Origin of the sequence: Marinobacter sp. (assembly GCF_039977835.1) — a bacterium.
Taxonomy (GTDB): domain Bacteria; phylum Pseudomonadota; class Gammaproteobacteria; order Pseudomonadales; family Oleiphilaceae; genus Marinobacter.
On sequence record NZ_JBDWCL010000070.1, the window covers coordinates 70144 to 83603 of the forward strand.

Consider the following 13460-nt stretch of genomic DNA (forward strand, 5'->3'; position numbering starts at 1 on the left):
TCGTCGAGACTGTTTCGGTACGCGGATTATACAGTTTTAGGCCCGCACAGGCACCGGCTGTAAACGCGGAAGTTACTTACACACGCGCCCTGGCCTGTAGGGGTGTGGCAGGCCGGTCGGCCGGTGGCGGAAACGTTTGTATTCCCATTGATACTGCTCTGGAATCTCGCGCACTACGTTCTCGATGGACTTGTTCAACGCCGTGGTGGCGACGACCGGGTCCGGGTCGGCGATCCCGTGCTCGCACTCACGAATCACCAGTCGGAAGCCCTGGCCGTCTTTCAGTCGCTCCGAGTAGGTAACCAGGGGTTTGGCACCGGATTTCTGCAGCAGTTTGGAGACCAGCGTCATGGTGCGCACCTCCATGCCGAAGAACGGTGCGTAGGCGTTGCCTTTGCCTCGCGGGCTCTGGTCGGGCAGGATGCCGGCAACCTCTCCCTCACGGAGCAGGGTAATCAGTCGTGCAAGCCCCCGGCGGTCGCCCCGAACCAGCTCAGAGCCCATGCGGCCACGCACCCTGATCATATAATCTTCAAATTCCCTGATATGCGGCGGGCTGTACAGGGCGGCCATGCGATAACGGGACGAAAAGTACAGGCCGGTGAGCTCCCAGTTCCCCAGGTGTGGTGCCAGCAGCAAAAGACCACGGCCATCTTTTTTTGCTTCGGCCAGTAGCTCCTCGCCCTCGATTTCCCGGATCAATCCCAGGCAGCGTTCCACCGGCCATTCCCACATCAACGGAATCTCCATCATGGTCTGGCCGGTGTGACGCAGGCTGGAGCGGATCATGCGATGATACTGTTCTTCGGTCAGTTCCGGTAAGCAGATTTTCAGGTTGATGCCAGTGGTTCTGCTTGACTGGGTTTTGAACACCCAGCTTGTCATGCCCAGAAAGCGGCCAATGAGCTGGGCGCCACGCAAGGGCAGTTTTCCGGCAAGCCGGAGAGCGGTGATCAGTAGCGTTGCTTTGGAAAGGGCCATAATCCGGAGGACAATCAACAGGAAACAGGATGAGCGGAAGCTATCACCATCCTGCTTGTGCGGCAAGTTTGATGAAGGTCCGGTGTCAGGTTCACAGTTTCTGGGAGGCCTCCCAGCTCTCGTTGCGTGCTCCGGTTTCCCATTGGATACGGAGGTAAAAGCGTCTGATCCTGCGGGAAATATATCGCCGGCGCCAGGCTGGGAAGGCTGCCAGCTTGTCAGGGATGGACGGCGCCCCAAGCCCGTCCACCAGAAACAGTTCCGGCTGTCCCTTCCTGTCGGCAATCACCAGATTATGGGGCAGCAGGTTGCGGGTGAGGATGCCGGTTTCAGCGAGCCAGTTGCAGAATCGGTCGGCGGCCTCTTGAACGGGTTGATCGAATCCTCTGCGCTTCAGGTAGCCCTCGAGCGTTTCGGCCGGTTCGCCATCGCTTCCAGTAATAATTTCGCTGACGTTCGCTATGCCGAGCGACGTGTCTGCTGTGCCGTGGAAGCGGGGCAGGTGAGCCCATACCAATGAACTCTGGTCCGCCGCGAGCAGTCGTGTAATGGCCGGCTGCTGATGGGCTATGAGCTCCTGATGGTTGTCGTTGATTCTGGCTCTGCCGAGCACTTTCTTGGGCCAGGCCTGTCGTTGGAAGCGGGCTTCAATGTTTTCAGGGCGGAGAACCTTGAGACACAATTCGGAACGATCCGGGTGCCGATAGCAATAGCGGTTGTCGCCAGATGCAAAGGGTTCAAGGCCCGAAAGGTTAATCATTGATGAGATACCACGCATTTTAAACGGTTGTATTGTCTAAGGTGAATGCTTTGTCGACGCACTTGCAATCAGGTCCCGATAGAAAGCTTCTGTCTTCGCCACCATGGTTGCAAGGGTGAGTTGCGTCCGAGCCTGGCGGAAGCTTTCGCTCTGCAGGTCTGCCAGTGAACTGGTATCGGCAAGAGTGCGCCGGATCAGCTCAGCAATATCGTCAACGTCATCAGAGGCCGAAATGCAGCCTGGGGGCAGGAAGTCCGAAACGCCGCTGACCGGGGTAGACACCACCGGGCAGCCTGCCATCAGCGCCTCCACCATGATGTAGGGAAAACCTTCCCGGTTTGAGCTTATGACGCAGGCCGTGGCCGCTTTCAACCAGGGTAAGATTCCGGATTCGTGCCCTGGAAGCAGAATTTGGTCTTCGGCACCCAACTCTCGCACCAGCGCGTCGAGCTTTGGTCGTTGGCTGCCGTCACCCAGGATAACCAGTTTGCCGGCAGAACCCGTGCGGGCCCAGGCTCGAACCAGCCGATCAAACTGCTTGACCGGTTCCAGCCGGCCCGCGGCCAACAATAGTGGCCTCTCTTCGGGAATGGGAATGTCCGTAGCTTGTGCCGGGTTAGAGCGTTTTTCCTGCCAGGGCTCAAGGCCATTATAGATCAGCCGCGCGTTGGGGTGTCTGGCAGAATCTATGATTTCGCGGCTGACCCCGATCAGGCCATTCAGCTTGTTGAAGGCTTTGTGAGAGCTTTTCGTTCCGTGAACTGTGCCGACAGTTGCCCGGCCATTGTGAGGCATGGCACTGATCAGGCTGGCAGCCTTGTTGCCCTGAGCGTGGGCAATGTCCGGCTGGATGGAGCGAAGTGTTCGTTGCAGGCGGTGTCGTAGCCAAAGATTGCGTCGGCCGAGCTGGAAGGGCAGCGGGTGGAAAAGGACAGGCTTGGAAAAGCGTTCGCTATAGGCGGAATGGGCCAACACGTGAATGGCATGGCCCCGTGCTGCAAGTGCCTCCGCCAGGTCTGCTGTGTGTTTTTCCATCCCGCCCCATCCGGTGCCGGGTGTGGCAATCACCAATGCAATGGTTAGCGGGCCCCGGTTATTCATTGTTGCGCCTGTTTCCTGGCCAGCAGGGTTTCATAGACCTTAAGGGTTGATTCGGTCTGTGCCTCCAGCCGGAACCGCCAGGGGATTTCTATCTCAGGTCTGGTATTGTCGATCAGGGACAGGGCTGTTTGTGCAAATGCCTTGATGTCATCTGGCTTTACCAATCCCTCGGGGAAGCAGGCGCGCAGGGTCTCGGCGGCGCCACCACGATCGAAGGCGGCAACGGGGGTGCCGGAAGCGAGTGCCTCGGTAACGGTACGCCCGAAAGGCTCTGGTTTGGTGGACATGTGGCACACCACATTCGCCAGCAGGTACAGGGTGGTCATGTCATTGCGCTGGCCGAGAAAGCTCACCTTGTCGGTAAGGTTCAGACGGGTGCGTTCCTTTTCCAGTTCTTCCAGGAATTGCTCCTTGCCGGGTTCGGCGCCGCCGACGATGATGCCGTGACAATCCGGTCGTTTTTGCACCAGCTGCGCCATCATGGCCAGAAAGTCCAGTTGGCCTTTCCAGCGGGAAATGCGCCCGGGCATCATGATGATCTTTTTCTGGGCCAATTGTGGGTACTGTCGGAACCAGCGGTCCAGCCATTGTGGGCTGAGCTCCCGTTGTCGAAAAGCACTCACGTCCACGCCCCGTTGGATGACGGTCAGTTTTTCTTCCGGCACCGGGTATTTGTTCAGCACATAATCCCGAACACAACCGGACACGGCGATGATGTGATCAGCCCGGGTCATGATGGCGCTGTAGGGGGTCACGGAATACATGCCGTGAAAGGTTGAGACGACGGCCGGGCGCTGGTTGGCTGGAATGGTCTTCAGGGCCAGGAAGATGATCCAGGCGGGCATGCGGGAGCGGACATGTATGATGTCCGGTTTCAGCTCCAGAAGCAGCTTGCGCATGGGCAGGATTTGCCCGAACGACGCCGGGTTCTTCCGGTGTATTGGCATGAATATGTGTTCAGAGCCTTGCCCGCGAAGCTGCTCCGCCATGGGCCCGCCTTTCGAAACCACATAGGACTCGTGCCCACGTTTCACCAGGTCGGCGGCGAACTCCACGGTGCCTCGTTCCACCCCGCCACTGTATAGCGCGGGTAACGCCTGCAGAATCCTCAACGTTTGCCTCCCCTTAAAAAGTGTTCAATCAGCCACCTTGCGGCCCTATCAGCCTCCCAAAGCTCCTGCGATCCGCGCAATTTTCCAGCCATAACCGAGGCATGGTCACTCCAGTGCGCGACGTACCCTTTCTCTACCAGGCTGGCCATGCCCCGGGCGACCCGGCTGTTATTCTTGGGCGCGAGCTCAAACAGACCCGTAGGCACGCCGGAGGTGGCAGCTTCGCAGGCCATGGAGGCGCTGTCTGGTGTGACCCACACCGCGCGGGAGGCGGCGAGTTGATGGGGAAGCCAGCTGGCGTGCGTTCGCCTGGGATCCACGACCGTGACCTTCGGGCCTGCCAGGTCGTTCAGTCGCATCAACAGGTTTTCGGGCGTACGGCGAGAGCCGCTGATCGTCCAGCGCCATTCCGGGTAGCGACCCATTAGCTGGGATAACTGTCCGAGAATAACGTCGTCATCCCAGTCGAAATGGGGGGAGGGGCCGCCTACGAGAACAAGGCCTTCGGGTTTGTCGGTAATTCTGGCCAGGGGCGTGATTGCATTTATGACACCTTCGGTGGCAAGGACATGTCTGGCTGGGGGGACCTTATCGTGTTCTGGAATGATGGCCGCATCGACCCAGTTGAGAGGGAAGCCCGGTTTCATTAAAACCACGGTTTTTACCTTTCGGAGCCGCCGCAGGGATAGCAACAGGCGGTGGGTACCGCTGCCGGCTGCGATAATCAGGTTTGGTCTTCCCAGGGCTTTATCCATGGCCGGCGCAACGCCAAGCAGCGCCCGCCACAAGGGCGGGGGCGCTTCGGTCGCATCGATTTCACTCACGCTGGCGCCAGCCAGCACCCGAAGGCGGTTGCCCAACCCTTTCAGCTGGTTGTGATGGCCAGGCTTATTATCGGTCAGTAGCCAGACAACCGGGGCGGGGGAGCCGGTGTGGGAGCGCATTCAGTTTGCGTCCTTGCTGTACAGGTTCGGATCTTCCCTGGAAGGACGGGTCTTGAAGCGGCGATGCATCCAGAGGTACTGGTCCGGGTGTTTTCGGATTTCGTTTTCGATGGTCTTGTTCACCAATGTGGCGTCCGCCATGTCATCTCCGGAAGGAAAGTTCTCCAGTGGAGGATGGAAGTAGATATCGTACCCTGGAGCGTGTTCCCGTCGGAAATGGCTGAAGGGCACCACGGCACAGCCGCTACGGTCGGCTATGCGCGAGGTGGCGGTGATGGACCCCGCAGGTACTCCGAAAAATGGGGCAAAAACGATGCCTTTGCGGCCGTAGTCCTGATCTGTGGCGTACCAGACGATACGGTTGTTTTTGAGCTGTTTGAGCAGGCCGCGCAGGTTCCGGCTGTCCAGTGCCACCCCATAACGACGCTCCCTGGCGCGGGTCATCACCGCGTTCATCAATGGGTTGTTATGGTCGCGCTGCATCACGTCGGCCTCGATGTATTCGGTGACCAGGGCGCCCCCCAGGTCAAGAGTGCTGTAGTGACCGCCCAGCAACAGGATGCCCTTGCCTCTGGCAAGGGCAGCGTCGACATGTTCAAGGCCGTGGACTTCTGTAATGGGCATGAAGCTGGTGGGACTGCGGAACCAGGCCAGCCCAATCTCCATGACACCGATGCCGTTGGCGCGGAAAGACGCCTTCACCAGTGCCTGCTTTTCCGTTTCGGATAACTCTGGAAAGCACAGGCGAATATTCACATCGGTGATTTGCTTGCGACGGCCGGCAAAGCGATAGGCTATGTCACCAACCCGTTTGCCCAGCCACCATTGTAACTTCAGTGGCAATTGGGCACCCAGCCACATGGCGGCGACCCCGATCCAGGTTGGCCACCAGCGCGGATGAAGGTAGCTGGTATAGCGGGTGTCGCGAGTTCTCTGTTTAGCGGTCTTCACTCGTGTCAGTCCCTGATGATTTTTAACGGCAAGAACCGGAGTTTAGCAGGGCCATTATCTCCGGCTAAAGCCGCAATATCCGCAAGTTGCGGAAAATCATGAATTCCAGGTCGCAGACGCCGGCCACCGCTTTATGTAGAATGACCGCCGCATCGACCCGGCCGGAGTTACCATGCTTCATTTTTTCTACTCCCTTTTTTTCCGCATCGCGCTGCCGTTTGTGTTGCTGCGGTTGTGGTGGATCGGGCGTACCAATCCTGAAGCGTTCGTGCGCTGGCAGGAGCGCCTGGGGTACGTGGAGGCCTTCGATGAGCCGGTCATATGGGTTCATGCCGTATCGGTGGGTGAAACCATTGCCGCAGCCCCCCTGGTGAAAGCCTTGCTGAGGCGTAATCCTGATATCCCCATATTGATGACCGCGATGACACCGACCGGCTCGGCCCGAGCCAGGGCTTTGTTCGGTGACCGGGTCCACTATGCTTTCTCACCTTATGACACACCCGGTGCGGTGCGCCGTTTTGTTGGCCGCGTAAGGCCCCGGGCGCTTGTGATTATGGAAACTGAGCTTTGGCCCAATATGATTGCTCTTAGCCGCCAACGCGAGGTGCCCATTTTTCTCATTAATGCGCGCCTTTCCAGCCGTTCCGCGCGGGGATATGAGCGGGTGGCGTCACTGGTTCGCCCGCTGCTCCGCAGTATTAGCTGGATAGCCGCGCAAGCAGAGGAAGACGCTGGCCGGTTCCTGCGTATTGGGGCCACGCCGGAGTCGGTGTCGGTGACCGGCAGTATCAAGTTTGATGTTGAGGTCTCGGACGAAGTGCGCGCCGAATCTTCGGGGCTGAGGGCGGCGCTGGGCGCTGACCGTCCGGTTTGGATCGCAGCCAGTACCCACGACGGTGAGGATCGCCAGATATTGGAAGCTCACCAACAAATCCTCGAGCATTTCCCGAACGCATTGCTGATGATTGTGCCGCGGCATCCAGAGCGTTTTGATGATGTGGCCAGGCTCATTGACGCCATGGGGCTCTCTCTTGTCCGTCGGTCCCAGTCAGGAAGTGACGGGGGCGGAAAGGTGGGGAGCGAGGTGTATCTTGGTGACACTATGGGTGAATTGCTAATGCTGTACGGCGCCTCCGATGTGGCCTTTGTGGGCGGTTCGCTGATTGAGCGCGGCGGCCACAACCCGCTGGAGCCAGCCGCTTGGGGAATACCTGTTGTTTCCGGGCCGCACATATTCAATTTCGAAACCATTTACGACCGCCTTGATTCAGGGCAGGGGCTGTTTATTACGGATTCGGCGGAGTCTCTTGCCCGGTGCGTCGTTCATCTCTTTTCGGATAAATCTTCTGCTCAAAAGGCGGGGCACAACGCGCTGGCGGTTGTGAATGCCAACCGTGGTGCGCTCGAAAAAGTGGTCGATGGGATTGTTAAGCGGGTCTAAGGTGTGATGCCGGCGTTTTGTTATTGGCCGGGGCATGGTGCCCCGGCCTGGTTTGCATCAGTTTACTGAGAGGGGTTGTCGATGGTTTCCTGTTCGTTAGCCATGGCTTCAATCCCCGGCGCTGATGCGCTCAGCCAATTGTTCAGGTCAACCAGATCCTGAGGGCTTAGGGTGCCAGCTGCCTGTTTCAGGTTCAGGGTGTTAATCACGTAGTCGTAACGGGCATTGGCGAAGTCACGCAGTGCCACGTAATAGTTCCGTTCCGCATCCAGCACTTCCACGATGTTCCGTGTACCCACTTCGTAACCGGCACGGGTGGCATCCAATGCACTGCGGCGGGAAATGATGGTCTGTTCAAGTGCATTGGCGGCCTCAATGTTGTTGTCAATGGTCAGGAACAGGCTGCGCGTGTTTACACGTACATCGCGGCGCGCTGTATTCAGGTCATGTTCGGCAGCCGTCACCAGCGAGCGCTGTTGACGCACGCTAGCCTTCGTTCCTCCTCCTGTATATAGAGGAATATTGAGGGACAGGCCAATGACGCCCTCAGTGCCTTCTTGTGTTGTTGATAAGGCGTTGTCGAGACGAGTTTCACGATAGGAGGCGGTAAGCTCAAGCGTTGGCAAATGGCCTGACTTGGCCGCTTTCAGGTCGGACTGACTTGCGTTAAGCTGGAAAAGGGTCGTTTGAAGAGACCAGTTGTTTTTGAGGGCTCTTGACTCCCAGGATGCTGGGTTTGCCGGTTCAGGGCGCCTAAGAGGGAAGTTCTGCCGAAGGTTTTCCAGAGCGGTAGGGTAATCGCCGGTTAGTCGCGCCAGTTGTTCTTTTGCAATGTTCAGTTGATTTTCAGCAGCGATGCGTTGGCTTCTGGCATCGTCATAGCTGGCCCGCGCTTCGTATACTTCGGTTATGGCGATAAGGCCCACTTCAAAGCGTTCCTGGGCCTGATCATATTGGCGCTGAATGGCAGCTTCAGTTGCTCTCGCGGTGGTAACTGTATCCTGAGCCCGCAAAACATTGAAATAGGCGGTTGCTGCATCGAGAATCAGTTGTTGTTGGGACAGGTTGTATTGGGCTTCAGCAGCCTTTGTTTGGAATTGGCTGGCTTCGTATGTAAACCAGTCGCTGGCCTGGAATATAGGTTGGCTCAACTCAACGCCGTAACGATAAGCCTTGTAGCTGTCACCCGAAAAAAACTGTCGCGCCAACTCATCGTTCCCTGAGCCGCTGAATGCGTTATGGGGCTCAAAATCTGTGTGGTTTACTGACCCTGTTGCCGTGATTTGCGGCAGCAGGGAGCTTTTACTGACGTCAACGGCAGCTTGCTGCGCCTGGAACTGAGCCTGAGCCGATGCAATGCCGGAATCATAGGAGAGTGCTTTCTCGTACGTTTCAACCAGATCCATGGATAGTGCAGGCTGGGCTGCGAGCAGTCCAATCAGCCCGGAAAGCAGTCGTTTCTTCATGATGTCTCCTGTTTGTGAATCACCCGGCGTGTTGGAATGCCTGGCCACATATGTTCAGATAGCCATTGAGCGTTTCAGGCTCGTCATTATGGACAATAATCGGCCTGAGCTCTACACTTGCAGTCGGCACTGATTGTAAGTGTCAATTACATTGATTTCGCGTCTTGACGGGGTGCTGGCGTCAGAACATCTGACCGCCGGCTGAGATTGCCATGCAGAACCCGCAACCTGATCCGGATAATACCGGCGTAGAGATTTGAGACAATATGCTGCAACGACACAGAACCGTTCTGTGATCACTGCCCGTCATACGCGACCCGTATACCTAATCAACCCCGGGGACGCACTATGACAACAATACCTTCCTATCTCAGCGATTCAGCAAAAGTCGATTCTGCAGCCATCAAGCCGCTGCCCCAGTCCCGAAAAATCTACGTTCAGGGTAGCCGACCTGATATTCGGGTGCCCATGAGGGAAATTACTGTGGGCGATACGCCGACCGACATGGGTGGCGAGAAAAATGCGCCCGTTGCCGTTTATGACACCTCCGGTCCGTACAGCGACCCTGAAGCCACCATTGACCTGCGTAAGGGGCTCAAGCCCATCCGTTCGGCCTGGATTGAGGAGCGCGGAGATGTAGAGCAGCTATCCGATTACACCTCTGAATTCACGCGTCGCCGGATGAAAGACCCCCTGCTGGACCCACTCCGTTTTATGGACGAGCGCAAGCCTCTGAGGGCCAAGCCCGGCAAGAACGTCAGCCAGATGCATTATGCCCGCCAGGGGATCATCACTCCTGAGATGGAATTTGTGGCCATCCGCGAGAACATGAAGCTGCAGGAAGCGCGAGAGCAGGGTCTACTGAAGGATCAGCACCCGGGCCAGTCCTTCGGCGCGTCCCTGCCGCAAGAAATTACGCCGGAATTTGTCAGGGACGAAGTTGCCCGCGGCCGGGCGATTATTCCCAACAATATCAATCACCCGGAAACCGAACCGATGATCATCGGTCGCAACTTCCTGGTAAAAATCAACGGCAACATCGGCAACTCGGCGGTCAGTTCTTCCATCGAGGAAGAGGTCGAGAAGCTCACCTGGGGCACTCGCTGGGGTTCCGACACCATCATGGATTTGTCCACCGGCAAGAACATCCATGAAACCCGCGAGTGGATCATCCGCAATTCGCCGGTTCCCATCGGCACCGTGCCCATCTACCAGGCGTTGGAAAAAGTCGGCGGCGCCGCCGAGGATCTGAGCTGGGAGATCTTCCGCGACACGCTGATCGAACAGGCAGAGCAGGGCGTGGATTACTTCACCATTCACGCTGGCGTGCGTCTGCACCATGTGCCGATGACGGCCAAGCGTACCACTGGTATTGTGTCTCGTGGCGGCTCCATCATGGCCAAATGGTGCCTGGCCCACCACAAGGAAAGCTTCCTGTACGAGCACTTCGAAGACATCTGCGAAATCATGAAGGCCTACGACGTATCCTTCAGCCTTGGCGACGGACTGCGTCCCGGTTCCATCGCCGATGCCAACGATGAAGCCCAGTTTGGCGAGTTGGAAACCCTGGGTGAGCTCACCAAGATTGCCTGGAAGCACGATGTCCAGGTGATGATCGAAGGTCCTGGGCATGTGCCCATGCAGTTGATCAAGGAAAACATGGACAAGCAGCTTGAATGCTGTGATGAGGCACCGTTCTACACCCTCGGGCCACTGACCACGGACATTGCCCCCGGCTATGATCACATTACTTCCGGTATCGGCGCGGCAATGATCGGCTGGTACGGCTGCGCCATGCTCTGCTATGTCACCCCGAAAGAACACCTGGGCCTGCCCAACAAGGACGACGTGAAAACCGGCATCATCACCTACAAGATCGCCGCCCACGCCGCTGACCTGGCGAAAGGTCACCCCGGTGCCCAGATCCGCGACAATGCCCTGTCGAAGGCTCGTTTCGAATTCCGCTGGGAAGACCAGTTCAACCTCGGCCTGGACCCGGACACCGCGCGCGCCTTCCACGACGAAACCCTGCCCAAGGACTCCGCGAAGGTGGCTCACTTCTGCTCCATGTGTGGCCCGAAGTTCTGTTCCATGCAGATTTCCCAGGAGGTCAGGGACTATGCCAAGGAGCATGGGCTTGACGAAGTTTCGGCGGTGGATGCCGGTATGAAGGAGAAGTCCCGGGAGTTTGTGGAGGCCGGGTCCAAGCTTTATGACAAGGTCTGAGTTTTTGTAAGACTGTTTGGTTTGGCGTCTGAGCCACGAGCACAAGGCTTGCACCCAAACCAAAACAACGGCTATCGTTCAGAATCGTTCTCAAAAACGGATCCGAACACAGCAATGACTGAACCCTTCCAGTTCAAAGCCAGCGACGTCAAAATTGAAAAGCGCGAAACCGTCTTTCAGGGCTTCTTCCGCATGGACAAACTCTGGCTGACCCACCCGCGCTTCGATGGCGATGAAATGCCCACCTTCACCCGCGAACTCTTCATCCGCGGCGATGCCACCTGCGTATTACCCTACGATCCTGATCGGGACGAGGTCGTCCTTCTGGAACAATTCCGCCTCGGCGCCCTTGGCCGTGACCAGTCCCCCTGGTTGCTGGAGCTTGTGGCAGGCATGAACGAGGACGGCGAGTCGCCGGAAGAGGTGGCCCAGCGGGAAGGTCAGGAAGAAGCCGGACTGACCTTTGAACCACTCGAAAAAATCTGCGACTACCTGGTTTCTCCTGGCGGAAGCACGGAACTGATCCACCTTTTCTGTGGTCGTATCAGCACCGAATCCGCGGGCGGCCTGTTTGGCATGGAGCATGAACATGAAGATATCCGTGCCCACGTATTCAGCGCCGACGAAGCCATCGCAATGATTTATGATGGACGTATCAATAACGCCGCAGCAATTATCGCGCTGCAGTGGTTGCAGTTGAATCGCCCGCGACTGCGGGAAGGTTGGAGCTGATATGACAGAATGGGTGATGAAACCCCGGCGCTATGTACCGGATTTACGACGTTTCGGCGCGCTGTGTGATGGTAACTACATGCGGCTTCACCGATTGCGGAAGCTGGAGGCCAAAGGCCAGCCGATTTGCGAATTCGAGCTTCACCGTGAGGACCAGTACCTGGGCAGGGTGCGCATCGAAGTGCTGCAAACCACAAAGTATACCGAAACCCTGCTGCTGGAGCAGGTGCACAATTCCGGGCGCTGGCTTAACAATCCCCAGCTGACCGTGCGGGTTTATCACGATGCCAACATGGCAGAGGTGATCAGCTGTTACCGCGACCGGCACATCGCCCCGGTGAACGACTACCCGAACCGGTTTATGCACCACCCGGACGAGAAGGTTCAGGTCAACAGCTTCCTGGCCGACTGGCTGGACTACTGCCTGCGATTTGGTCACCTGCCCATGGAACACGCCGCCTGGTCCGCCGGGGAAGGCGTGGACTAAGGTTGTATGTTTGCCCCCAAGTTATTGGCATAGAGTGCGCTGTAGAGTGTGCGAGAGTTGTCAAAACAGGCAATTAGGTCCAAAAGCCTGAACAGAATGTGATGAATATTCCGGATGCAGTCGTAGAAACTGAATAGTCTGCCAATATGCCTGCATCACCAGTGAGTGTTGCGAAAACGCAAGAAACACGAGCGCCATGACCGAGAATGACAACCAGCGTGCCCTTCGGGTGCTACAACTGACCGACCCGCACCTGATGGCCGATCCGGGCGGTGAGCTGCTGGGTGTCAATACCAGAGACAGTCTGGACGCTGTGATCGCGCAGGCGCTGCACGACCATGGTCAGCCGGATCTCATCCTTGCCACCGGGGACATCGCCCAGGACGCGACCGAAGAAGCCTACCGGCTTTTTGGTGACAAGCTGAAGGTGTTTCGTTGCCCATCGGCCTGGATGGCCGGCAATCATGATGACTCGCCATTGCTGAGCCGTATCGCCGCAGAAAGACAGGCCAACCAGCGCCGTATTGTTCAGGGTGGGTGGCAGTTTTTATTACTGGACACCTCGGTTCCCGGCAAGGTATTTGGTGAGCTGGCGGAATCGGAACTGGTCTTCCTTGAGGAGGCTCTCAGCCAAACCCCTGATACTCCGACGCTCGTCGCTCTTCATCATCATCCCATAGAAATTGATACCGAATGGATGTCGCCGATCGGGCTGCGGAATCGTGATGCCTTCTGGCAGGTGATAGACCGTTTTCCACAGGTTAGAATCGTACTTTGGGGACATATTCACCAGGAACTGGATCAGACCCGCAACGGTATTCGCCTTCTGGCCACACCGTCCACTTGCATCCAGTTTACTGCCGGTTCGGTGGAGTTTTCGGTAGAGGACAAGGCGCCCGGTTATCGTTGGTTCGAGTTGCTGCCTTCAGGAGATTTCACTACGGAAGTCAGCAGGGCCACGGATTTCGTGTTCGATCTGGACAGCACCAGTTCCGGCTATTAACAGTTTTTTGACACGCTGGCCGGCCTGTTAAAGGCGGTCAATTTACGTATATAATTCCATCTCCGCTCAGGACGAGCGAAAGACATTAACTTCTTCAGGGATCGAAGACATGCCTCAGGCAACCGGACTGCAGTTCACGGCCACCCTTGGCCAACTCCCCAAAGACCTGTTCGTGGTCGCCCGTTTCGAACTGACCGAACACCTCTCCAGGCTGTGTCACTGCAAGCTGGAACTGGCCAGTACCTCCCCGGACATT

The 13460-nt window shown here is 57.3% G+C and carries 12 protein-coding genes and 1 riboswitch; of the genes, 5 read left to right on the forward strand and 7 right to left on the reverse strand.

Annotation, left to right across the window (positions count from 1 at the left end; all coding sequences use genetic code 11):
• Positions 1–72 precede the first annotated feature (72 nt).
• The 6 genes from ABJM11_RS20100 to lpxL all read right to left on the reverse strand — a co-directional run bounded on the left by ABJM11_RS20100 (position 73) and on the right by lpxL (position 5849).
• On the reverse strand, positions 73–981 hold the full coding sequence (locus ABJM11_RS20100) for a lysophospholipid acyltransferase family protein (protein ID WP_348292860.1): 909 nt from the start codon (positions 979–981) through the stop codon (positions 73–75).
• A gap of 91 nt (positions 982–1072) precedes the next feature.
• Positions 1073–1741 carry a YrbL family protein gene (locus ABJM11_RS20105; protein WP_348292843.1) on the reverse strand — a complete coding sequence of 223 codons (669 nt, stop codon included), beginning with the start codon at positions 1739–1741 and terminating at the stop codon, positions 1073–1075.
• Positions 1742–1777: 36 nt separating this feature from the next.
• Positions 1778–2842, reverse strand: a complete 1065-nt coding sequence (locus tag ABJM11_RS20110) for a glycosyltransferase (RefSeq protein ID WP_348292845.1) — start codon at positions 2840–2842, stop codon at positions 1778–1780.
• Positions 2839–3954 (reverse strand): glycosyltransferase family 4 protein, encoded by a 1116-nt coding sequence (locus tag ABJM11_RS20115; RefSeq protein ID WP_348292847.1) that lies wholly within the window; start codon positions 3952–3954, stop codon positions 2839–2841. Before ABJM11_RS20115 ends, ABJM11_RS20110 begins: the two co-directional genes overlap by 4 nt.
• Positions 3951–4898: a mitochondrial fission ELM1 family protein gene (locus tag ABJM11_RS20120; RefSeq protein ID WP_036203502.1), complete on the reverse strand. Its 948-nt coding sequence runs from the start codon at positions 4896–4898 to the stop codon at positions 3951–3953. The genes ABJM11_RS20115 and ABJM11_RS20120 overlap by 4 nt, the downstream gene beginning before the upstream one ends.
• Positions 4899–5849 (reverse strand): LpxL/LpxP family Kdo(2)-lipid IV(A) lauroyl/palmitoleoyl acyltransferase, encoded by a 951-nt coding sequence (lpxL, locus tag ABJM11_RS20125; protein WP_075195814.1) that lies wholly within the window; start codon positions 5847–5849, stop codon positions 4899–4901.
• 172 nt (positions 5850–6021) lie between these two features.
• On the opposite strand from lpxL, the gene waaA reads away from it, so the two are divergent.
• Entirely contained in the window at positions 6022–7290 is a 1269-nt protein-coding gene (gene waaA, locus ABJM11_RS20130; RefSeq protein WP_348292849.1) for a lipid IV(A) 3-deoxy-D-manno-octulosonic acid transferase, read from the forward strand.
• Positions 7291–7352: 62 nt separating this feature from the next.
• Here waaA and ABJM11_RS20135 read toward each other — a convergent pair whose 3' ends face one another.
• The gene (locus ABJM11_RS20135; RefSeq protein ID WP_036203512.1) at positions 7353–8756 is read right to left on the reverse strand and encodes a TolC family outer membrane protein; all 1404 of its coding nucleotides are present in this window, start codon (positions 8754–8756) and stop codon (positions 7353–7355) included.
• Between the two features lie 158 nt (positions 8757–8914).
• Positions 8915–9029, forward strand: a riboswitch (TPP riboswitch).
• Between the two features lie 75 nt (positions 9030–9104).
• On the opposite strand from ABJM11_RS20135, the gene thiC reads away from it, so the two are divergent.
• The 4 genes from thiC (at position 9105) to cpdA (ending at position 13204) form a co-directional block, all read left to right on the forward strand.
• A complete protein-coding gene (gene thiC, locus ABJM11_RS20140; RefSeq protein WP_348292851.1) occupies positions 9105–10982 on the forward strand; it encodes a phosphomethylpyrimidine synthase ThiC in 1878 nt (625 codons plus the stop codon).
• 114 nt (positions 10983–11096) lie between these two features.
• On the forward strand, positions 11097–11714 hold the full coding sequence (locus ABJM11_RS20145) for an NUDIX domain-containing protein (RefSeq protein WP_348292853.1): 618 nt from the start codon (positions 11097–11099) through the stop codon (positions 11712–11714).
• Between the two features lies 1 nt (position 11715).
• Positions 11716–12201 carry a DUF1249 domain-containing protein gene (locus ABJM11_RS20150; RefSeq protein WP_348292855.1) on the forward strand — a complete coding sequence of 162 codons (486 nt, stop codon included), beginning with the start codon at positions 11716–11718 and terminating at the stop codon, positions 12199–12201.
• Between the two features lie 196 nt (positions 12202–12397).
• On the forward strand, positions 12398–13204 hold the full coding sequence (gene cpdA / locus ABJM11_RS20155) for a 3',5'-cyclic-AMP phosphodiesterase (protein ID WP_348292857.1): 807 nt from the start codon (positions 12398–12400) through the stop codon (positions 13202–13204).
• Positions 13205–13460: the final 256 nt, after the last annotated feature.